Below are 23,067 nucleotides of genomic sequence, written 5' to 3'. Positions count from 1 at the left end.
GACCGCGCCGGCAAAAATTTGTCGAGCTTTACGCAAACGTTTTCGTTAAAATCATCGCGCATCAACATTCCGCTTCATTCGTAGCAAATTCTAATAGGTATATAAGTAGGGTTTACTGCGATCCATTGCCGAGGGATATAACCACCATGCAACACAGTCGTCCTGTTCGCCGCGCACTGCTGAGTGTCTCCGATAAATCCGGTATCGTCGAATTCGCCCAGGCGTTACACCTGCGCGGCGTTGAGCTGCTCTCCACCGGCGGTACCGCCCGCCTTCTGTCACAGGCCGGTCTGCCGGTTACCGAGGTTTCCGACTACACAGGCTTTCCTGAGATGATGGACGGACGCGTCAAGACCCTGCATCCCAAAGTTCACGGTGGGATCCTCGGACGCCGCGATCGCGACGCTGCCGTTATGCAGCAGCATGGTATTCAGCCCATCGATATGGTGGTCGTCAACCTCTATCCCTTTGCTCAAACCGTTGCGCATCCCGACTGCACGCTGGAAGAGGCGGTGGAGAATATCGATATCGGGGGACCAACCATGGTGCGCTCCGCGGCAAAGAACCATAACGATGTCGCTATCGTGGTTAACAACGGCGATTTTGATAACATCATTGCCGAAATGGACGCCCACCACGGTGCCCTGACGCAGGCCACCCGCTTCGACCTGGCCATTAAGGCCTTTGAGCATACGGCCGCCTACGACAGTATGATCGCCAACTACTTTGGTACGCTGGTCGCGCCTTACCACGGCGATACCCAGAGCCCAAGCGGTCGTTTCCCGCGGACGCTAAACCTTAACCTAATAAAAAAACAGGATATGCGCTACGGCGAGAACGGCCACCAGCAGGCGGCCTTCTATATAGAGGAGCCACAGGTTGAAGCCTGCATCGCGACAGCCCAGCAGCTTCAGGGGAAAGCGCTGTCCTACAATAACATTGCCGATACCGACGCCGCGCTGGAGTGCGTCAAGAGCTTTGCCGAACCGGCCTGCGTCATCGTTAAGCATGCGAACCCCTGCGGCGTTGCGCTCGGCGACGATCCGCTCGATGCCTATGAGCGCGCCTACCAGACCGATCCCACCTCCGCCTTTGGCGGCATCATCGCCTTTAACCGTACGCTGGATGCCAAGACCGCTCAGGCCATCATCGCGCGCCAGTTCGTTGAGGTGATCATCGCCCCCCATGTGACCGAGGATGCCTTGGATCTCCTCAGCGCTAAGCAAAACGTGCGCGTTCTGGCCTGCGGCGAGTGGGATGCACGCATCCCCGGTCTGGACTTCAAACGGGTCAACGGCGGGCTATTGGTGCAGGATCGCGATCTCGGAATGGTGGATGTCGCCGATCTGCGCGTGGTCACCGAACGCCAGCCCAGTGAGCAGGAGCTGCGCGATGCCTTGTTCTGCTGGAAGGTCGCCAAGTTTGTGAAGTCCAACGCCATCGTCTACGCACGGGATAACATGACCGTTGGCATCGGCGCCGGACAGATGAGCCGGGTCTATTCAGCCAAAATTGCCGGTATCAAAGCCGCGGACGAGGGTCTACCGGTCGCCGGCTCCGTGATGGCGTCCGATGCCTTCTTCCCGTTCCGTGACGGTATCGATGCCGCCGCCGCCGTCGGCATCCGCTGCGTCATCCAACCGGGGGGCTCCATTCGTGATGACGAGGTCATCGCCGCCGCCAACGAACACGGCATCGCCATGATCTTTACCGGCATGCGCCACTTCCGCCACTAAGCTAATCGCCGCGGGCCTCCCGCGGCTCACAGGTGACCATCATGAATATTTTGATTATCGGCAGCGGCGGGCGTGAACATGCCCTGGCGTGGAAAGCGGCCCAATCTCCGCTGGCCGAACGCGTATTTGTCGCGCCGGGTAACGCCGGCACTGCGCTGGAACCCGCGCTAGAGAATATCGATATCGCCGCGACCGATATCGATGCGTTAGTTGCATTTGCTTTGCGCCATCAGATCGGGCTCACGATCGTCGGTCCAGAGGCGCCGCTGGTGCTCGGGGTGGTCGATGCATTCCGCGCGGCGGGGCTGCCGATCTTTGGCCCGAGCCAAAGCGCCGCCCGCCTCGAAGGTTCCAAAGCGTTCAGCAAAGACTTCCTGGCGCGTCAGCGCATCCCTACCGCCGCCTACCGCAATTTCACCGAGGTCGAGCCAGCGCTGGCCTACGTGCGTGAGCAGGGGACACCGATCGTGATCAAGGCCGATGGCCTGGCCGCAGGTAAAGGGGTGATCGTCGCAATGACGCGGGAGGAGGCCGAAGCGGCCGTCCACGATATGCTGGCCGGTAACGCCTTTGGCGACGCAGGGCATCGCATTGTCATTGAAGAGTTTCTGGAGGGAGAAGAGGCCAGCTTTATCGTTATGGTCGACGGCGAACACGTGCTGCCGATGGCCACCAGCCAGGATCATAAGCGAGTTGGCGATGGCGACAGCGGCCCCAATACCGGCGGAATGGGGGCCTATTCCCCGGCGCCGGTGGTCAGCGATGCGGTGCATCAGCGGGTAATGGAGCAGGTGATTTGGCCAACCGTACGCGGTATGGCACAGGAGGGCGCCCCCTATACTGGTTTCCTGTATGCCGGCCTGATGATCTCGGCCGACGGCGCGCCCAAAGTCATTGAGTTTAACTGTCGCTTTGGCGATCCGGAGACCCAGCCCATCATGATGCGCATGCAGTCCGATCTGGTCGCGCTGTGTCTGGCCGGCGCCAACGGCACCCTGGACCAGCAGTCATCGGCATGGGATCCACGCCCCGCGCTGGGCGTCGTATTGGCCGCAGGTGGATACCCGGGCGACTATCGTCAAGGCGACGTCATTCACGGTCTCACCCAGGGAACCGCGCAGGTCAAAGTGTTTCACGCCGGAACCCGGCTGAATGCTCAGGGTGAGGTCGAAACCTGCGGCGGACGGGTGCTGTGTGCGACAGCGCTGGGCGAGGACATTGCCGAAGCGCAGCGCAATGCCTACCGTCTGGCCGATGCATTGAGCTGGGAGGGCGGGTTCTGCCGCCGCGATATCGGCTACCGGGCGCTACAGCGCTAGCGCTCAGACTATCAAGCCGGCGCAAGGCCGGCTTTTACACCGTTTTTTCCGTCGGGGCCCAGGCGCAGATATTATGATTGGCAACCTGCAGTAGCTGTGCCCCCTCCGGAGCCGACAGCCAGGCCACCCATAGCGGACCACGGCTATTGGCCTCTCGCCGCGCCAGCTGTGCCGCCTGCCAGCCGGAGAGCGGCAGCGGCGCGACCTGACCATCGCAGCGCGTAAATATTCCCCCCTGCCAACGCCCCTGAATGAGGTTAACCCCACCGGCTGCCAGCGTCGTCGCCATCTCCTGCGCATGACGGGCCTGGTACTGGGCTTTGGCGACCTCGTCGCTCCCCGGCATCTCCTTGCTCCCGTTGCGCAGGCGCTGCATATAGCTCAGCGAACCCTGCATATCGAAGCGCAGCTGCAGCACATCGTCGTTACCCTGCCCCGTCTGCTGCCGGATCTGGTACAGATGTCCATCGCGGTAGGTATAGCGATCGATCTGCGTCTCAGTGCCATCCAGCGGGGTGAATACCCGCATCATCGCCTGGGGCTGATGCCCTGCCCCCTCCAGACGCCAGAGTCGAACGATCCCACCGTCCGCGATATAGCCCGTCGCGGTAAACGGCGCAACCGGCGCCGCGGAATGGCAGCCGGTCAGCAGCAGTGCGACCGGCAGCAGCCCACGTACCCGACGGCACATAGACAAAAGGGGCGTCATCGCCCCCTCAACTACATATTCTGCGCTTACCACGCGTGGCTTATTACTTAACCGCGTCTTTCAATGCCTTGCCAGAAACGAACGCCGGTACGTTGGCGGCGGCAATTTTGATCTCGTTGCCGGTCTGCGGGTTACGGCCAGTGCGCTCGTTACGATGATTCACTTTAAAAGTACCGAAACCAACCAATTGTACAGCATCGCCTGCTTTCAGAGACTCAGTAATGGCAGCCAGGGTAGACTCCAGAGCGGCTTTCGCCTGGGTCTTAGACAGATCGGCCTTGTCTGCAATTACATCAATCAGCTGAGTCTTATTCATAAGTTATCCTTACAGTGTGTTTATCGTTTGCAAAGCATCGAGTGCGACGGATATGCCGATTGACAGCACTCTCCTGCATACACGCACCGATAGCCACTTCTTTTACGCCCCCCAAATGTAGAACAAGCGGGGGGCGAATGTGAAGCCTTATAGGGCGACAAATCAGGTGTTAAATCACGTTTTGCCGTCTTATTGCGCTAATTCAATACCAATATTGCTCACACCTGCCTCACGCAGGTCTGCACGCAGCCCTTTTATCAGTTCCAGATCGCGCTCTTCCGCTTCGCTCAGCAGGCGATAAATCTCCCACTGAATGTCTAATTCATCCTGGATTGCCGGTAATGCCTTCAGTTCGTCGTCGCTCATTTCACGCCCAGACTGCGTCATTTCCAGCATGGAAACGGTATACAGAGAGGTTTCGCTCACGGCAATGGCGTGCGCCAGCATCTCGCCGCCCAGCTGCGCGTGCAGGATCTCACTCAGCGCAACGCAGGCATCGATCGCCGGATAGACGCCGTACATATCGTAGGCATCAGCATCGGGGATCGCCGCCTCTAACTTCTCCAACTGGCTGTCGAAGTTAATTTTGACGTCTTTAACCGTCAAAAGCTCCCAGACCAGATCCAGAATACGGCGATACACCGCCGCCTCGCCAAAGGCGCTCTGCTGGCAAAAAGCCTGGTAGTTGGGGTACATCCGCTCAGTAAGGCAAGCCATAAAGGTCAGCTGTTGCCAGCTTTCCAACTTTTCCAGACGTTTATGAATGGGATTACGCAGCATGCTGAAGTCTCTCTCGATTATCTGCGGCGCAGTCTAACCGAATTGCGGGAAAAACCCTACGGCTGCACCTGATTATAGGAATCTTTATCTATCGCCCGTTTATATTCATTCCACCTGAACCGCCGATCGCGGCTGAGCAGACTGCCAACGCAGAAAGGCCGGCCGTCGCGAGGCGATGGCATCGGCCCAGCGGGTCGGCTCTGGGAGACGGTATCCGCGCAGGCAGCGCTGTACCCACGCCAGTGCGCTGTCCGTACTCACGCGATGGCCGCCGGAGATAAACAGCGGATTACAGCGAGCCTTGCTACGCAGCACCCAGCCAAGCTGCTCGCCCCCATCCATGAGCGCCACCGTCGACCCCGGCGTCTCATCCAGCGGCGCAAACTGCCCGCATAGACGCCGTTTGGCAACCCCGATGGTGGGCACATCGACCAGCAGGCCAAAATGGCTAGCGATCCCAAGGCGACGCGGGTGGGCGATCCCGTGACCGTCCACCATCACCAGCTGGGGGCGATGCCGTAGCTGCCCCCACGCCTGCAGCAGGGCCGGATACTCACGAAACGAGAGAAAGCCGGGAATATAGGGCATCTGGGTCTCAATGCGGGCGACCTGATACTCCACCAGCGTCAGCTCGGGGTAGCACAGTACGGCCAGCGCGGCGCGGGTCACCGCGCCATCCTGCTCAAACCCCACGTCGGCGCCGGCGATCAATACCGGGGCCTCCCAGCGATCCGCCCGCTCCACCTGTACAGCCCGGGCCCGCTGCTCACTGCGTAACGCCTGCAAATCCATCGGTTAATGTCCCATCAGCGATGATAAGGTACAGACAGTCGGTGCACCGCATCGACAAACACGCCGGCGTGCTCGGGAGGGACATCCGGATGAATGCCGTGACCCAGATTACACACGTGTCCCTCACCCTGGCCAAAGCCGGCCAGGATCGTCGCGACCTCTTGCTCAATGCGCGCCGGCGGCGCATACAGCAGCGAAGGATCCATATTGCCCTGCAGCGCCACCCGATCGCCAACCCGGCGGCGGGCGTCCGCAATATCGCAGGTCCAGTCCAGTCCCAGAGCATCGCAGCCCGTATCAGCCATCGCCTCCAGCCACTGCCCCCCGCCCTTGGTAAACAGGGTCACCGGCACCCGGCGGCCTTCGCTCTCGCGCTGTAGGCCATCGACAATCTGGTGCATGTAGCGCAAAGAGAACTCGCGATAGTCGCGCCCGGTCAGCACGCCTCCCCAGGTATCAAAGATCATGACCGCCTGCGCCCCGGCGCGGATCTGCGCATTCAGATACAGAATGACGCTTTGCGCCAGCTTATCCAGCAGCAGATGCAGCGCCGCCGGATCGGAGTACATCATCTTCTTGATTTTAGTAAAGGCCTTGCTGCTGCCGCCCTCTACCATATAGGTCGCCAGCGTCCAGGGGCTGCCGGAGAAGCCGATCAGCGGCACGTCGCCGCGCAGATCGCGACGAATGGTACGCACCGCGTCCATAACATAGCCCAGTTCCTGTTCAGGATCGGGGATCGGGAGCCGTTGGATATCGGCGTGACAGGTCACCGGATGGGTAAAACGCGGCCCCTCGCCGGCCTCGAAATAGAGGCCCAGCCCCATGGCATCTGGCACGGTCAGTATGTCAGAAAACAGAATAGCCGCATCCAGCGGGAAACGACGCAGCGGCTGCAGCGTCACCTCGCAGGCCAGCTCGGCATTTTTACACAGGGCGATAAAGTTACCGGCCTGCGCGCGGGTGGCGTTGTACTCCGGCAGATAGCGCCCCGCCTGACGCATCATCCATACCGGGGTCACATCGACCGGCTGGCGCAGCAGCGCGCGCAGGTAGCGATCGTTTTTCAGTTCGGTCATCCTTCGGCTCCCATTATTATTTGATGGCATTGTAACATGCGGTCTGCTTATTCATGCTGCGCCCGGCACAGCGCGACGGTGTCTTCGATCAGACGGCGGGCTACGGTGCCGGCCGGGGGGAGCTGCGGCAAACGATCATAGCGATACCAATCGGCCTCCTGCAGCTCTTTAGGATCGTGGCACAGGTCGCCGGCGGCATAGTCGGCCAGAAAGGCCATCATCAGCGAATGGGGAAACGGCCACGGCTGCGAGGTCACGTAGCGCAGGTTCTTCACCTGCAGTCGGCTCTCCTCAAAAATCTCCCGCGCCGCCGCCTGCTCCAGGGTCTCCCCCACTTCGACAAAGCCCGCCAATACGGTATAGATTCCGTTACGGTGGCGATTATGCCGCGCCAGCAGAATGTGATCATCACGGCGAATGGCAACGATGATGCAGGGGGCGATCTGTGGGTAATAGCGCTGCTGACAATGAGCGCATAGACGCGCCCACTCCTGCTGGCTCGCGTGCATCGGGTGCCCGCAGGAGCCGCAGAAACGGTGGGACTGAAAAAACTCCGCCAGCTGCACGCCGCGCCCGGCCAGCTGAAACAGGCCGCGATCGGCATCGATCAGCTGGCGAACCGACGTCATGTCCTGCGGATACGTCAGACACAGCAGCCATACCGGCATGCCTTGCCACTCACCGATGCGATACGCCGTCTCGCCGACCAAATGCCACTGAGCGGCGCTACCGTAGGGCAGCTCGCCCTCCGGCAGCCAGATACGTCCCCGATCGCTGACCACCCACCAGCCGCTATCGCTGTCACTCAATTGCTGTGCCACTGTCACCGTATAAACCCCTTACGCTCGATGGACGCGCCCGGCTTCCCCCGCGCAGGCAGCGCGCATCAAGTCTACGTCATTACTAAACATATTATTAACAATGCTTGCAGTTTCGCAGGCCGCTCCTTACACTGGCTCCCGCATCGTAGGCGCCGCCTGCGCTGCGCGCTATCTTGTCGGAGTGCCTAGCTGATACGCCGTATCACAGGCTGAGACCGTTGATTCGGGATCCGCGGAACCTGATTGGGCTAATACCCACGAAGGGAACAAGAGTAATTATCACGCTGAACCGGGCTCAGGCCCTTTTGAAACGTTCACCACTATTCATTACTCCTCTCCGAGCTCCAGACAAGCAATTTTTCCCTGTAACACCGTTGATGGCAGGAATTTGCTATGTCTACCCTTACTCACCGCGACGCGCCGCGTCGCCAGCGCCGGGCCCAGGCTCAGGCCTTTATCGATAATCTCCAGGCGCAAGCCTATCCCAGCTCCCAACGCATCTACCTGCAGGGCTCGCGAGCGGATATCCGCGTCCCCCTGCGCGAAATTAGCTTAAGTCCAACCCTGATCGGCGGAACGCCAGAGCAGCCGCAGTGGCGTGATAATGAAGCGATTGCGGTGTATGACACCTCCGGCGCCTATGGCGATCCGCAGGCGGAGATCGATCTACGCCGCGGACTGCCGGCCATACGCAGCACCTGGATCGCGGAGCGCAACGACAGCGAGATCCTGCCGGGGCGCAGCTCAGACTATACTCGCCGCCGCCAGGCCGATCGGGATCTGGAGACGCTGCGTTTTGAACAGCGCTCATCCGCGCGGCGCGCGCGACCGGGACATCGCGTCACGCAGCTATACTATGCCAGACAGGGTATCATCACCCCAGAGATGGAGTTTATCGCGCTGCGTGAAAATATGGGGCGCGAGCGCATTCGCAGTGCCGTCTTACGTCAGCAGCACCCGGGGATCGCCTTCGGCGCCCACCTGCCGGACAATATCACGCCGGCGTTTGTCCGGGACGAGGTCGCCGCCGGGCGCGCCATCATTCCGGCCAACATTAACCACCCCGAGTCAGAGCCCATGATTATCGGGCGTAACTTTCTGGTAAAGGTCAATGCGAACATCGGCAGCTCATCTGTCACCTCCTCGATAGAGGAAGAGGTCGAAAAGCTGGTGTGGGCCACCCGCTGGGGCGCCGATACCGTGATGGATCTCTCTACCGGCCGCTATATTCACGAGACGCGCGAGTGGATCCTCCGCAACAGCCCGGTGCCTATCGGTACCGTCCCCATCTACCAGGCGCTGGAGAAGGTCAACGGCATCGCCGAGAACCTTGACTGGCCGCTGGTCCGGGATACGCTGTTAGAACAGGCGGAGCAGGGCGTGGACTATTTCACCCTGCACGCGGGCCTGCTGCTGCGCTTCATTCCGATGACCGCCGAGCGCCTGACCGGCATCGTATCGCGCGGCGGCGCCATCATGGCCAAATGGTGCCTGTCGCACCACCAGGAGAACTTCCTCTATACGCACTTCCGCGAGATCTGCGAGATCTGTAGCGCCTATGACATCGCGCTGTCACTCGGCGACGGCCTGCGGCCCGGATCGATCCAGGATGCCAACGATCCGGCACAGTTCGCCGAGCTGCATACCCTTGGCGAGCTGACCCGAATCGCCTGGGAATACGATGTGCAGGTGATGATCGAAGGTCCGGGCCACGTCCCCATGCACATGATTCAGCGAAATATGGAGGAGGAGCTCAGCCACTGCCACGAGGCTCCCTTCTATACGCTGGGGCCGTTAACGACCGACATCGCCCCCGGCTACGACCATTTCACCTCCGGCATCGGCGCCGCCATGATCGGCTGGTTCGGCTGCGCGATGCTGTGCTATGTCACGCCCAAGGAGCATCTGGGGCTGCCCGATAAGGATGACGTCAAGCAGGGACTCATCACCTATAAGATCGCGGCCCACGCCGCCGATCTGGCCAAGGGACATCCCGGCGCACAGATTCGCGATAACGCCATGTCCAAGGCCCGCTTCGAATTCCGCTGGGAGGATCAGTTCAATCTGGCGCTCGATCCGGTGACGGCGCGCGCCTATCACGATGCCACCCTACCGCAGGCATCCGGCAAGCTCGCTCACTTCTGCTCGATGTGCGGGCCAAAGTTCTGCTCCATGAAGATCTCTCGAGAGGTTCGTGAGCACGCCGCGCGCCAGCAGGCGGCCGACCCCGGCATGGCACAAATGGCGCAGCAGTTCCGAGATCAGGGCGGCGAAATCTATCTGGCGGACGTCACCGACAGCGCACCGTCGCGTAAGGAGTCGTAATGCGTCAGCCTCTCTTTGCTCCGGTTCCGACGCGCCTGGGGCTGTATCCGGTCGTCGACAGCGTTGAATGGATCGAGCGCCTTCTGCGCGCCGGAGTTCGCACCCTGCAGCTGCGCATCAAAGATTGTCGCGAGGATCAGATCGGCGATGAGCTTGCCCAGGCGATTGCCCTAGGGCGCCACTATCAGGCACGGCTGTTTATCAATGACTACTGGCGCCAGGCGATCCGCCTCGGCGCCTACGGCGTACACCTGGGCCAGGAGGATCTTGATCGGGCCGATCTGGCCGCCATTCGCCGCGCCGGGCTGCGCCTGGGCCTCTCCACGCACGACGATGCCGAGATGGATCGCGCGCTCGCAGCAGGGCCCTCCTACGTTGCGCTCGGCCACGTCTTTCCCACCGACAGCAAACAGATGGCGACGGCGCCACAGGGGCTGAGCGACCTGCGGCGCCAGGTGGCGCGCCTGGGCACCTATCCCAGCGTCGCCATCGGCGGGATCAGCATCGCCCGCGTCCCGGATGTTCTGGCCTGCGGCGTTGGCAGCATCGCGCTGGTCAGCGCCATTACCCGGGCGCCGGACTGGCTGGCGGCGACCGATACCCTGCTGCAGCTGATCGAGGGACGGCACGCAAACGACGCCTAACGTCCCACAGCCCCTCCCCCGCCTCACCGGCGCCCCCAGCGTCGCAGGGGGGTAAATAGGCAAAAAAAAACCGCTCCGAAGAGCGGTTTTTCATGCTGTTACACGGACGAGTTATTCGTCATTGCCACCCAGCAGACCGGCGTTCAGCAGCTCGGCCAAGTTGGCGCTGGCTTCTTCCGCGCTCACCTGCGGTGCGCTAGAGGTATCGGCAGCGCGACGGCGCATGCGATCCTGGTGGTAGGCATAACCCGTACCCGCCGGGATCAGACGACCAACGATGACGTTCTCCTTCAGGCCACGCAGCTCATCACGCTTACCGGCAACGGCCGCTTCAGTCAGCACGCGGGTGGTCTCCTGGAAGGAGGCCGCGGAGATGAAGGACTCGGTCGCCAGAGAGGCTTTGGTGATACCCAGCAGATCGCGCATATAGGTCGCGGCAATCTTACCGTCAGACTCCAACAGGCGGTTGGCAATCTTGACGCGGGACACTTCCACCTGCTCGCCTTCCAGGAACTCGGAGCTACCGGCATTGGCGATGGTCGCCTTACGCAGCATCTGACGCACGATAACTTCGATGTGCTTATCGTTAATTTTAACGCCCTGCAGACGGTATACGTCCTGGACTTCGTTAACGATATAGCGCGTTACCGCGTTCACGCCGCGCAGGCGCAGGATGTCATGCGGAGACTCCGGACCGTCGGAGATCACGTCGCCGCGTTCCACGCGTTCGCCTTCGAACACGTTGAGCTGACGCCACTTCGGAATCATCTCTTCGTAGGCATCGCTGCCATCCAGCGGCGTGATCACCAGGCGACGTTTGCCCTTGGTCTCTTTACCGAAGGAAACAACGCCGCTGATCTCGGCCAGGATTGCCGGCTCTTTCGGACGACGGGCTTCGAACAGGTCGGCAACGCGCGGCAGACCACCGGTGATATCCTTGGTACCGCCGGATTCCTGCGGAATACGCGCCAGGGTGTCACCGGCGCTGATGGCAATGCCATCCTCCAGCTGTACGATCGCTTTACCCGGCAGGAAGTACTGGGCCGGCATATCGGTACCCGGCAGCAGCACGTCATCACCGTTGGCGTCGACGATCTTCAGCGCCGGACGCAGATCTTTACCGCTACCGGTACGCTCTGCAGAATCCAGAACCACCTGAGAGGAGAGACCGGTCAGCTCGTCGGTCTGACGGGTTACCGTCTGGCCGTCGATCATATCGGCGAAGCGGATGAAGCCGCTAACCTCGGTGATAACCGGCATGGTATGCGGATCCCAGTTAGCCACTGTCTCACCGCCGTTCACCTCGGCACCGTCACCCTTGGCCAGCGTGGCACCGTAAGGCACCTTGTAGCTTTCCTTGGTACGGCCAAACTCGTCGATCAGCTTCAGTTCGGTATTACGTGAAGTGATAACCAGCTTACCGTCAGTGTTCACCACGAACTTAGCGTTGGTCAGCTTCAGGTTACCCTTGTTCTTCACCTGGATGCTGGACTCAGCCGCCGCACGCGATGCCGCACCACCGATGTGGAAGGTACGCATGGTCAGCTGGGTACCCGGTTCACCGATGGACTGTGCCGCGATAACGCCGATGGCTTCGCCTTTGTTCACCAGGTGACCACGGGCCAGATCGCGACCGTAGCAGTGGGCGCACACGCCGAAGTCAGTTTCACAGCTTACGACGGAGCGCACTTTCACGCTGTCGACAGAGTGCTCTTCCAGCAGGTCACACCATTTTTCGTTCAGCAGGGTGTTACGCGGCACCAGAATATCCGCCGTACCCGGCTTCAGCACTTCTTCTGCCGTCACACGACCCAGAACGCGATCGCGCAGCGGCTCTTTAACGTCGCCACCTTCGATAACCGGGGTCATCACGATGCCGTTGTGGGTACCACAGTCGTCCTCGATAACCACCAGATCCTGGGCCACGTCAACCAGACGACGGGTCAGATAACCGGAGTTCGCCGTCTTCAGTGCGGTATCCGCCAGACCTTTACGCGCACCGTGCGTTGAGATGAAGTACTGCAGTACGTTCAGACCCTCACGGAAGTTTGCGGTGATCGGCGTTTCGATGATGGAGCCATCCGGCTTCGCCATCAGGCCACGCATACCGGCCAGCTGACGAATCTGGGCGGCAGAACCACGCGCACCGGAGTCGGCCATCATAAAGATGCTGTTAAAGGAGACCTGACGCTCTTCTTCGCCATCGCGGTTGATAACGGTTTCAGTCGACAGGTTTTCCATCATCGCCTTGGCCACGCGCTCGTTCGCGGCGGCCCAGATATCGATGACCTTGTTATAACGTTCGCCGGCGGTTACCAGACCAGACTGGAACTGCTCCTGGATCTCGGCCACTTCGGCTTCGGCCTCGGCGATGATCCCCGCTTTCTTCTCCGGGATCACCATGTCGTCGATGCCGACAGACGCACCGGAGCGCGCCGCATAGGCGAAACCGGTATACATGATCTGGTCAGCGAAGATAACGGTCGGCTTCAGACCCAGCGCACGGTAGCAGGCGTTCAGCATCTTGGAGATGGCTTTCTTGCCCAGCGGCTGGTTAACGATAGTGTACGGCAGACCTTTCGGTACGATCATCCACAGGATGGCACGGCCAACGGTGGTGTCGATAAGCCCGGTGTTCGGAACCATCTCGCCATCGGCGCTTTTGCTGTACTGGGTGATACGCACTTTAACGCGGGCATGCAGCGACGCCAGACCGGCGCGATAAATACGCTCGGCCTCTTTCGGGCCGCTCAGCACCATGCCTTCGCCTTTGGCGTTCACGCAGTCACGGGTCATGTAGTACAGACCCAATACAACGTCCTGAGACGGAACGATGATCGGATCGCCGTTCGCCGGAGAGAGGATGTTGTTGGTGGACATCATCAGCGCACGCGCTTCCAGCTGGGCTTCCAGGGTCAACGGTACGTGTACCGCCATCTGGTCACCGTCGAAGTCGGCGTTGTATGCCGCACACACCAGCGGGTGCAGCTGAATCGCTTTACCTTCGATCAGCAGCGGTTCGAACGCCTGGATACCCAGACGGTGCAGGGTCGGCGCACGGTTCAGCATTACCGGGTGCTCGCGGATCACCTCGTCGAGGATATCCCATACCACGGCTTCTTCACGCTCAACCATCTTCTTGGCTGCTTTGATGGTGGTAGCAAGACCACGCAGCTCCAGCTTGCCATAGATGAACGGCTTGAACAGCTCCAGCGCCATCTTCTTCGGCAGGCCGCACTGATGCAGACGCAGGTACGGGCCTACGGTGATAACGGAACGACCGGAGTAGTCGACGCGTTTACCCAGCAGGTTCTGACGGAAACGACCCTGCTTACCTTTGATCATGTCGGCCAGAGACTTCAGCGGACGCTTGTTAGAGCCCGTGATGGCACGACCGCGACGGCCGTTATCCAGCAGGGCATCGACCGCTTCCTGCAGCATACGCTTTTCGTTGCGTACGATGATATCCGGCGCAGCCAGATCCAGCAGGCGCTTCAGACGGTTGTTACGGTTGATCACGCGACGGTACAGATCGTTCAGATCGGAGGTCGCGAAACGGCCGCCGTCCAGCGGAACCAGCGGACGCAGATCCGGCGGCAGTACCGGCAGCACGGTCAGGATCATCCACTCCGGCTTGTTACCGGACAGAATGAACGCTTCCAGCAGCTTGATACGCTTGGTCAGCTTCTTACGCTTGGTTTCAGAGTTGGTCTCACCCAGCTCTTCACGCAGCTGCTCGCACTCGGCTTCCAGATCCATCCCTTTCAGCAGAGCCTGGATCGCCTCGGCGCCCATCTTGGCATCGAATTCGTCACCGAACTCTTCCAGTGCGTCCAGATACTGCTCTTCGGTCAGGATCTGACGACGCTCCAGGTTGGTCATCCCGCCTTCGACGACGACATAAGATTCAAAGTACAGAACACGTTCGATATCGCGCAGCGGCATATCCAGCAGCAGGCCGATACGGGACGGCAGGGACTTCAGGAACCAGATGTGCGCGGTCGGGGAAGCCAGCTCGATGTGACCCATGCGCTCACGGCGCACCTTGGTTTGGGTCACTTCAACGCCGCATTTTTCACAGATGACACCACGGTGTTTCAAGCGCTTGTACTTACCGCACAGGCACTCGTAATCTTTCACCGGCCCGAAGATACGGGCGCAGAAAAGACCGTCACGTTCCGGCTTGAACGTACGGTAGTTGATGGTTTCCGGCTTCTTAACTTCGCCGAAAGACCAGGAACGGATCATGTCTGGCGAAGCCAGCGCAATTTTGATCGCGTCAAACTCTTCGGTCTTAGTTTGCGCTTTCAGAAACTTCAGTAAGTCTTTCACGGATTAGCTCCCGTCGGAGTGAGAACTCTTAAGGCGCCCGCCGTAACGGGCGCCCTGTGATCGGTACGGATTCGAGTGCTTACTCGTCTTCCAGCTCGATGTTGATGCCCAGCGAGCGGATTTCTTTCAACAGTACGTTGAAGGATTCCGGCATGCCTGGTTCCATCTGATGGCTGCCATCCACGATGTTCTTATACATCTTGGTACGGCCGTTCACGTCATCAGACTTAACGGTGAGCATTTCCTGCAGGGTGTAGGCGGCGCCGTAGGCTTCCAGCGCCCACACTTCCATCTCCCCGAAGCGCTGACCACCGAACTGCGCCTTACCACCCAGCGGCTGCTGGGTAACCAGGCTGTAGGAGCCGGTGGAACGCGCATGCATCTTGTCGTCGACCAAGTGGTTCAGCTTCAGCATGTACATGTAACCCACGGTTACCTGACGCTCGAAACGCTCACCGGTACGACCATCATACAGGGTGATCTGACCGGAGGTCGGGATACCACCCAGCTCCAGCAGGCCCTTGATTTCGCGCTCTTTAGCACCGTCGAACACCGGCGTTGCAACCGGCAGACCTTTCTTCAGGTTTTCGGCCAGACGCAGGACTTCTTCGTCGGTGAAGGTGTTCAGATCCACCTGCTGACGGGTGTGATCACCCAGATCGTAGGCTTTCTGGATAAACTCACGCAGCTTGGCCACTTCCTGCTGCTGCTTAAGCATGGCGTTGATCTTATCGCCGATACCTTTCGCCGCCATACCCAGATGGGTTTCCAGGATCTGACCGATGTTCATACGCGACGGTACGCCCAGCGGGTTCAGTACGATGTCGACCGGAGTCCCGTTCTCATCGTAAGGCATATCTTCGATCGGGTTGATCTTAGAGATAACACCCTTGTTACCGTGACGACCTGCCATCTTATCGCCCGGCTGGATCTGACGTTTCACCGCCAGGTACACCTTAACGATCTTCAGCACGCCCGGCGCCAGATCGTCGCCCTGGGTGATCTTACGGCGTTTCGCTTCCAGCTTCTTCTCGAACTCGGCCTTCAGCTCGTCATACTGCTCAGCCAGCTGCTCCAGCTGATTCTGCTTGGCTTCATCGGCCAGGCCCAGCTCAAGCCAACGGTCACGCGGCAGTTTTTCCAGCTTCTCCGCTTCCACGCCGCCGGCAACCAGCACATCGTGAATACGGGCAAACAGACCGGCTTCCAGGATCTGCAGCTCTTCAGTCAGGTCTTTTTTGGCCTGCTTCAGCTGCATCTCTTCGATTTCCAGCGCACGCTTGTCTTTTTCCACGCCATCGCGGGTAAAGACCTGAACGTCGATAACGGTACCGGAAACGCTGTTCGGTACGCGCAGAGAAGAGTCTTTAACGTCAGACGCTTTCTCACCGAAGATCGCGCGCAGCAGCTTCTCTTCCGGCGTCAGCTGGGTTTCGCCCTTCGGCGTTACCTTACCGACCAGAATGTCGCCACCCTTCACTTCGGCGCCGATATACACGATACCGGATTCGTCGAGCTTGGAGAGCGCTGCTTCACCGACGTTCGGGATGTCGGCAGTGATCTCTTCCGGCCCCAGCTTGGTGTCACGAGACACACAGGCCAGCTCCTGGATATGGATAGAGGTGAAGCGATCTTCCTGTACCACGCGCTCGGAGACCAAGATGGAGTCTTCGAAGTTGTAGCCGTTCCACGGCATGAACGCGACGCGCATGTTCTGACCCAGCGCCAGCTCACCCAGATCGGTGGACGGGCCGTCGGCCAGCACGTCGCCGCGCTCAATCGGCTCACCCAGAGAAACACACGGCATCTGGCTGATGCAGGTGTTCTGGTTGGAACGGGTGTATTTGGTCAGGTTGTAGATATCGATGCCGGCTTCGCCCGGGAACATCTCATCTTCATTAACCTTGATAACGATACGGGACGCATCCACGTACTGCACCATACCGCCGCGCTTGGCTACGGAGGTTACACCTGAGTCCACCGCAACGGCGCGCTCCATACCGGTACCTACCAGCGGCTTGTCAGCGCGCAGGGTCGGCACGGCCTGACGCTGCATGTTCGCACCCATCAGGGCACGGTTGGCGTCATCGTGTTCCAGGAACGGGATCAGGGACGCACCGACGGAAACCACCTGCTGGGTGGAAACGTCCATGTAGTCGACCTGGTCACGGCTGAACAGGCTGGATTCGCCCTTGCTACGACAGGTAACCAGATCTTCTACGAAGCGGCCTTCTTCATCCAGGTTGGAGTTCGCCTGGGCGATAACGAAGTTGCCTTCTTCAATAGCAGACAGGTAGTGAATTTCGTCGGTCACGATACCGTCACGCACGCGGCGGTACGGGGTTTCCAGGAAACCATACTCGTTAGTCTGTGCGTACACGGACAGGGAGTTGATCAGACCGATGTTCGGACCTTCCGGCGTTTCGATAGGGCATACGCGACCATAGTGGGTCGGGTGTACGTCTCGAACTTCAAAGCCGGCGCGCTCACGGGTCAGACCGCCCGGGCCCAACGCAGAGATACGACGCTTGTGGGTGATCTCAGACAGCGGGTTGTTCTGGTCCATAAACTGGGACAGCTGGCTGGAGCCGAAGAACTCTTTCACCGCCGCCGAAATCGGCTTGGCGTTGATCATGTCCTGCGGCATCAGCATATCCAGATCGCCCAGAGACAGGCGCTCTTTCACCGCACGCTCAACGCGCACCAGGCCAACGCGGAACTGGTTCTCCGCCATCTCGCCCACGGAGCGGATGCGACGGTTACCCAGGTGGTCGATATCATCGACTTCGCCTTTACCGTTACGGATATCGATGAGCTTCTTCATCACCTCGATGATGTCGTCTTTGCTCAGGATACCGGAACCTTCGATCTCATCACGCATCAGAGAACGGTTGAACTTCATGCGGCCAACCGCAGACAGATCGTAGCGATCTTCAGAGAAGAACAGGTTCTCGAACAGGTTTTCGGCGGCTTCGCGGGTCGGCGGCTCGCCCGGGCGCATCATGCGGTAGATTTCTACCAGCGCGCTCAGACGGTCGTTGGTCGGATCGACGCGCAGGGTCTCGGACATGTACGGACCGTGATCCAGGTCGTTGGTGAACAGCGTTTCGATACGCTTGTAACCAGACTGGCTCAGCTTGGCCAGCAGATCCAACGACAGCTCCATGTTGGCGGCGCAAATCAGCTCACCGGTGCTCTCGTCGATGTAATCTTTGGCGGCCACTTTACCGACGATGTACTCAACCGGTACTTCGATCAGCTTAACGTCATCTTTTTCCAGCTGACGGATGTGGCGGGCGGTAATACGGCGGCCTTTCTCAACGTAGACCTTACCGTTGGCCTCAATATCAAAAGAGGCGGTCTCACCACGCAGACGCTCCGGCACCAGCTCCATCTGCAGCTTATTGTCGCGGATTTCAAAGATCACCTTATCGAAGAACAGATCGAGGATCTGCTCGGTGGTGAAATCCAGCGCGCGCAGGATGATGGTAGCCGGCAGCTTACGGCGGCGGTCAATACGGACAAACAGGTTGTCTTTCGGGTCGAACTCAAAGTCCAGCCAGGAACCGCGGTAAGGAATGATGCGTGCGTTATACAGCACCTTACCTGAAGAGTGGGTTTTACCCTTGTCGCTGTCGAAGAATACGCCCGGGCTGCGGTGCAGCTGAGACACGATAACACGCTCGGTGCCGTTGATGACGAAAGTACCGTTTTCGGTCATCAGCGGGATTTCACCCATGTAAACTTCTTGTTCTTTGATGTCTTTAACGGTGCCTTCCGGCGCCTCACGCTCGTAGATCACCAGACGCAGCTTAACGCGCAGCGGAGCGGAATAGGTTACGCCGCGGATCTGACACTCTTTGACGTCAAATACCGGCTCACCCAGGCGATAGCTGACATACTGCAGCTCGGAGTTGCCGCTGTAGCTCTGGATCGGGAATACGGAACGGAAAGCCGCTTCCAGACCGTACTGACCTTCCGGATCTTGCTCGATAAACTTCTGGAACGAGTCAAGCTGGATAGAAAGGAGGTATGGTACGTCCAGCACTTGGGGACGCTTACCAAAGTCCTTACGAATACGTTTTTTCTCGGTATAGGAGTAAACCATAGGGTTCCTCAGCTCGCTGAATAGTCGACCCATTCTGTCCGTCCTGATAGGACAGTTCATGCGACACCGTTTTGTGACCGAAAGGGTGAGACCCCCTTCGCAATACTTGTTTCTATCACTCTTAAACCATTTCATTGCGCTTTACACAGGCGCCGTAACTCACGGCCCTGACGCAGTATATTAAGGCGTCGATAGAAACAAGTATTGGGGATAACCGCTGGCTAAACAGTGTGAAACACCACCGGCATCCTTTACAGCGCAAAAAGGCTGGTGACCAAAAAGTCACCAGCCATCAGTCTGTTAGCACAGACTGTACTCCAGGAAGTTAAACTTATTTAACTTCAACAGAAGCGCCAGCTTCTTCCAGAGTTTTCTTCAGAGCTTCAGCGTCGTCTTTGCTGATCGCTTCTTTCAGAACTGCCGGAGCAGATTCTACCAGGTCTTTGGCTTCTTTCAGGCCCAGACCGGTTGCGCCGCGGACAGCTTTGATGACAGCAACTTTGTTGCCGCCAGCAGCGGTCAGAACTACGTCGAATTCAGTTTTTTCTTCAACGGCTTCAGCAGCGCCGCCAGCGGCAACAGCTACAGCAGCAGCAGCAGAAACACCGAATTTTTCTTCCATCATGGAGATCAGTTCAACAACGTCCATTACGGACATTTCTGCAACTGCATCCAGAATTTGCTCTTTAGTGATAGACATGACAATTGTTCCTAAAAATCAGAAATAGTTTATACGTTAGCAAGTGCGACAGTAGCAAAGCAGCGATTAAGCAGCTTCTTTCTGATCGCGCAGAGCAGCCAGAGTACGGACCAATTTGCCGGCAGCGGCTTCTTTCATGGTCGCCATCAGGCGTGCGATTGCTTCTTCGTAAGTCGGCAGAGTTGCCAGACGGTCGATCTGGGCCGCCGGGATCAGCTCACCTTCAAAGGCTGCAGCTTTGACCTCAAATTTTGCATTGTCTTTGGCAAAAGCCTTGAACAGACGAGCAGCAGCGCCCGGGTGTTCCATAGAGAATGCAATCAGGGTCGGACCAACAAACGTGTCTTTCAGGCACTCGAACTGAGAACCTTCAACGACGCGGCGCATCAGCGTGTTGCGAACAACACGCATGTATACGCCAGCTTCACGACCTGCTTTACGCAGTTCGGTCATTTTGTCTACGGTTACGCCACGGGAATCCGCAACGACAGCAGACAGCGCGCCTTTGGCTACTTCGGTGACTTCAGCAACAATCGCTTGTTTGTCTTGAAGATTTAATGCCATTAGCTTGTGCTCCTGGATTTTTGCCGGAGAATGACTCCGGAACTCACTTCACTCGCTTACGGCCGAGGCCGCGGCGAGCATAGAAACACGGTGAGCAGAATCCAGACATCTAAAAAGATTTCTTCGGGCTCTGTCACCGTCTACGCAGGGAAATTAAGTCTCTTACGAAACACCTGCGGTCTTGGACGGAGGTCTGGAAAAGGCCAGACTCCAACCGAAAATTCGTTCGCTTTACATTCCGAGAATGCGCGGGCGTTAGATTTTAGACAAAACCGACGCCCGCGTAAAGCGAAAAGGCAAGACTAATCCCGCAGGATTAGTTAGCCACTGCGCTCAGGGTAGCCTGATCAATCGTTACGCCAGCGCCCATGGTGGTGGACAGGCAAACTTTCTTGATGTAGACGCCTTTGGCAGTTGCCGGCTTCGCCTTCTTCAGGGCAACCATCAGTGCTTCCAGGTTTTCCTTCAGCTGCTCAGCAGAGAAGCTCGCCTTACCGATGGTGCTGTGAATGATACCATTCTTGTCGTTACGATAACGAACCTGGCCAGCTTTAGCGTTCTTAACCGCTTCGGCTACGTTCGGCGTAACGGTACCCACTTTCGGGTTCGGCATCAGGCCACGCGGCCCCAGGATCTGGCCCAGTTGACCTACAACGCGCATTGCATCCGGAGAAGCAATAACAACGTCGAAGTTCATCTCGCCTTTCTTGATCTGATCGGCCAGGTCTTCCATACCTACCAGGTCAGCGCCAGCAGCTTTAGCCGCTTCAGCGTTCGGACCCTGGGTAAATACGGCAACGCGTACGGTGCGGCCGGTGCCGTGCGGCAGGACGGTTGCACCACGTACGTTCTGGTCAGATTTACGCGCGTCGATGCCGAGGTTAACGGCAACGTCTACGCTTTCAACGAATTTAGCGGTGGCCAGCTCTTGTAACAGAGCAACGGCTTCGTTGATGTCGTACTGTTTAGTCGCATCAACTTTCTCACGGATCACGCGCATGCGCTTGGTCAGCTTAGCCATCTATTAGTCCTCCACTACCAGGCCCATGGAACGAGCGGTACCTTCGATTGAGCGAGCCATCGCTTCAACGTCAGAACCAGTCATGTCCGCAGCTTTAGTTTCTGCGATTTCACGTACCTGAGCACGGGTCACTTTACCGACCTTGTCTTTGTTCGGCTTACCGGAACCAGACTTAACACCAGCCGCTTTCTTCAGCAGAACGGCAGCCGGCGGAGTCTTGGTAACGAAAGTGAAGGAACGGTCAGAGTAAACGGTAATAACAACCGGAATCGGCAGACCTTTTTCAATGCTGTCAGTCTTAGCATTGAACGCCTTACAGAATTCCATGATGTTAACACCCTGCTGACCCAGAGCCGGACCGACCGGCGGGCTCGGGTTAGCCATACCAGCTGCAACCTGCAGCTTCACGTAGGCTTGGACTTTCTTGGCCATGTAAATATCCTCAGTTGGGTAATATCGCCTCAGAGAGGCTCCCCGCGATGGTAAAACGTTTATGGGCTGAAAAAAGCATCAGCCCATAAATACAAAAGGCGCGAAATTGTAGTTCAATTTCGCGCCTATGGCAATGCAGATTTTGCTATCGCGTGCGTTATTACGCTTTTTCGACCTGGCTGAAGTCCAGCTCTACCGGCGTAGCACGGCCAAAGATAGAGACAGATACCTTCAGGCGGCTCTTCTCGTAATCCACCTCTTCGACCACGCCGTTGAAGTCGGCAAACGGCCCTTCGTTGACGCGAACCATTTCACCCGGCTCGAACAGCGTCTTCGGACGCGGCTTATCACCCACCTGCTGCAGGCGGTTCATAATCGCATCCACTTCTTTGTCGCTGATCGGCGCAGGACGATCGGACGTCCCACCGATAAAGCCCATCACACGCGGTACACTGCGCACCAGATGCCAGCTGGCGTCGTTCATTACCATTTGCACCAGGACATAGCCCGGGAAGAACTTACGCTCACTCTTGCGGCGCTGGCCGCCACGGATTTCAACCACTTCCTCGGTCGGCACCATGACTTCACCAAACAGCTCTTCCATATTGTGCAGTTTGATATGCTCGCGCAGCGACTGTGCTACGCGACCCTCAAAACCGGAAAACGCCTGAACGACGTACCAACGCTTCTTCGGTGCTTCAGACATTTTAGAACCTCAGGCCAGTAATAAAGGAAACCAGACGGACTAGAATACCATCCAGTCCCCACAGAATCAGTGCCATAACGGCGGTCACTGCGGCGACGATCAAAGTCGTATGCAGCGCTTCCTGGCGTGTCGGCCAAATCACTTTACGCATTTCGGTACGCGCTTCGCGGGCAAATGCCACGGTCGCCTTACCCTGCGCTGTCATCAAGGCGATGCCGCCCGCGGCAGCGATGATAACCACAACGGCCAGAGCACGCAGTGGCAGACTCACATCACGGTAAATATAGTTACCGACGATGGCTACGATCAGCAGAACGGCGACGACCAGCCACTTCATGACTTCCAGGCCACGCCCGCTCCCTTGAGCATCGGTATTCGCACTCATAAACCAACCTGTCACTAGATTCCAGAAAAACAACTTTGCCCCGCAATGCGAGGCAAACCAAACCGAATGAGAATCTTACGAGATACCAATGTGGATATCACATTTATATCTGCAAAAAGCGATGTTGCTCGCGTGTTTGCGCGGCAATCCACAGTTCGGCACCATACGCCGTATCGCCAGAGCCTATCTCACCAGTAATTATGTAGAAAAAAACCACTGATGAGATAGGTTCTTGTCAAACCGCGTAGAAAAAGGGCATCAAATGATGCCCTTTTATCACGTGCTGCGTCAAATCTTA

Annotated in this window: 18 protein-coding genes and 1 riboswitch; of the genes, 4 read left to right on the top strand and 14 right to left on the bottom strand. The window is 58.3% G+C overall.

The features are described 5' to 3' along the window. Nucleotides 1–146 precede the first annotated feature (146 nt). Nucleotides 147–1,736, top strand: a complete 1,590-nt coding sequence (gene purH, locus BRD58_RS01265; protein ID WP_073381416.1) for a bifunctional phosphoribosylaminoimidazolecarboxamide formyltransferase/IMP cyclohydrolase — start codon at nt 147–149, stop codon at nt 1,734–1,736. A gap of 41 nt (nt 1,737–1,777) precedes the next feature. Beyond that, on the top strand, nt 1,778–3,055 hold the full coding sequence (purD, locus tag BRD58_RS01260; RefSeq protein WP_073381414.1) for a phosphoribosylamine--glycine ligase: 1,278 nt from the start codon (nt 1,778–1,780) through the stop codon (nt 3,053–3,055). 34 nt (nt 3,056–3,089) lie between these two features. Here the strand turns inward: purD and BRD58_RS01255 are convergent, their stop codons facing one another. The 6 genes from BRD58_RS01255 to nudC all read right to left on the bottom strand — a co-directional run bounded on the left by BRD58_RS01255 (nt 3,090) and on the right by nudC (nt 7,552). After that, nucleotides 3,090–3,764, bottom strand: a complete 675-nt coding sequence (locus BRD58_RS01255) for a DUF1481 domain-containing protein (RefSeq protein ID WP_236721565.1) — start codon at nt 3,762–3,764, stop codon at nt 3,090–3,092. Nucleotides 3,765–3,807: 43 nt separating this feature from the next. Further along, complete coding sequence (gene hupA, locus BRD58_RS01250) at nt 3,808–4,080, bottom strand: nucleoid-associated protein HU-alpha (protein WP_012847061.1); 273 nt, start codon at nt 4,078–4,080, stop codon at nt 3,808–3,810. Nucleotides 4,081–4,269: 189 nt separating this feature from the next. Next, nucleotides 4,270–4,860: a YjaG family protein gene (locus tag BRD58_RS01245; RefSeq protein WP_012847060.1), complete on the bottom strand. Its 591-nt coding sequence runs from the start codon at nt 4,858–4,860 to the stop codon at nt 4,270–4,272. Nucleotides 4,861–4,965: 105 nt separating this feature from the next. Further along, nucleotides 4,966–5,652 carry a deoxyribonuclease V gene (gene nfi, locus BRD58_RS01240; RefSeq protein WP_015460709.1) on the bottom strand — a complete coding sequence of 229 codons (687 nt, stop codon included), beginning with the start codon at nt 5,650–5,652 and terminating at the stop codon, nt 4,966–4,968. Nucleotides 5,653–5,666: 14 nt separating this feature from the next. After that, on the bottom strand, nt 5,667–6,731 hold the full coding sequence (gene hemE, locus BRD58_RS01235; protein WP_012847058.1) for a uroporphyrinogen decarboxylase: 1,065 nt from the start codon (nt 6,729–6,731) through the stop codon (nt 5,667–5,669). A 47-nt stretch (nt 6,732–6,778) separates the two neighbouring features. Continuing rightward, a complete protein-coding gene (nudC, locus tag BRD58_RS01230; RefSeq protein WP_012847057.1) occupies nt 6,779–7,552 on the bottom strand; it encodes an NAD(+) diphosphatase in 774 nt (257 codons plus the stop codon). Between the two features lie 167 nt (nt 7,553–7,719). Beyond that, nucleotides 7,720–7,835, top strand: a riboswitch (TPP riboswitch). Nucleotides 7,836–7,945: 110 nt separating this feature from the next. Between nudC and thiC the strand changes: the two genes are divergently transcribed. After that, a complete protein-coding gene (thiC, locus tag BRD58_RS01225) occupies nt 7,946–9,877 on the top strand; it encodes a phosphomethylpyrimidine synthase ThiC (RefSeq protein WP_073381409.1) in 1,932 nt (643 codons plus the stop codon). Beyond that, complete coding sequence (gene thiE, locus BRD58_RS01220; RefSeq protein ID WP_034168628.1) at nt 9,877–10,521, top strand: thiamine phosphate synthase; 645 nt, start codon at nt 9,877–9,879, stop codon at nt 10,519–10,521. The genes thiC and thiE overlap by 1 nt, the downstream gene beginning before the upstream one ends. Before the next feature lie 111 nt (nt 10,522–10,632). On the opposite strand, the gene rpoC is transcribed toward thiE, so the two are convergent. The 8 genes from rpoC to secE form a co-directional block, all read right to left on the bottom strand. Next, complete coding sequence (rpoC, locus tag BRD58_RS01215) at nt 10,633–14,853, bottom strand: DNA-directed RNA polymerase subunit beta' (RefSeq protein ID WP_012847054.1); 4,221 nt, start codon at nt 14,851–14,853, stop codon at nt 10,633–10,635. A 79-nt stretch (nt 14,854–14,932) separates the two neighbouring features. Then, nucleotides 14,933–18,961 (bottom strand): DNA-directed RNA polymerase subunit beta, encoded by a 4,029-nt coding sequence (gene rpoB / locus BRD58_RS01210; protein WP_012847053.1) that lies wholly within the window; start codon nt 18,959–18,961, stop codon nt 14,933–14,935. A gap of 331 nt (nt 18,962–19,292) precedes the next feature. Then, nucleotides 19,293–19,661 carry a 50S ribosomal protein L7/L12 gene (gene rplL, locus BRD58_RS01205; RefSeq protein ID WP_014524156.1) on the bottom strand — a complete coding sequence of 123 codons (369 nt, stop codon included), beginning with the start codon at nt 19,659–19,661 and terminating at the stop codon, nt 19,293–19,295. A 66-nt stretch (nt 19,662–19,727) separates the two neighbouring features. Then, complete coding sequence (gene rplJ / locus BRD58_RS01200; RefSeq protein WP_005280485.1) at nt 19,728–20,225, bottom strand: 50S ribosomal protein L10; 498 nt, start codon at nt 20,223–20,225, stop codon at nt 19,728–19,730. Nucleotides 20,226–20,541: 316 nt separating this feature from the next. Beyond that, complete coding sequence (rplA, locus tag BRD58_RS01195) at nt 20,542–21,246, bottom strand: 50S ribosomal protein L1 (protein ID WP_012847052.1); 705 nt, start codon at nt 21,244–21,246, stop codon at nt 20,542–20,544. Between the two features lie 3 nt (nt 21,247–21,249). Beyond that, entirely contained in the window at nt 21,250–21,678 is a 429-nt protein-coding gene (gene rplK, locus BRD58_RS01190; protein WP_012847051.1) for a 50S ribosomal protein L11, read from the bottom strand. Nucleotides 21,679–21,838: 160 nt separating this feature from the next. After that, entirely contained in the window at nt 21,839–22,384 is a 546-nt protein-coding gene (nusG, locus tag BRD58_RS01185) for a transcription termination/antitermination protein NusG (protein ID WP_005280494.1), read from the bottom strand. Between the two features lies 1 nt (nt 22,385). After that, complete coding sequence (secE, locus tag BRD58_RS01180) at nt 22,386–22,769, bottom strand: preprotein translocase subunit SecE (RefSeq protein ID WP_015460707.1); 384 nt, start codon at nt 22,767–22,769, stop codon at nt 22,386–22,388. Between the last annotated feature and the right edge of the window lie 298 nt (nt 22,770–23,067).

The organism is Edwardsiella piscicida, assembly GCF_001896205.1.
In the GTDB taxonomy this organism is placed as follows: Bacteria; Pseudomonadota; Gammaproteobacteria; order Enterobacterales; family Enterobacteriaceae; genus Edwardsiella; species Edwardsiella piscicida.
The sequence above is the reverse complement of the archived record's forward strand: the minus strand, read 5'-3'. Positions and strand labels throughout refer to the sequence as shown.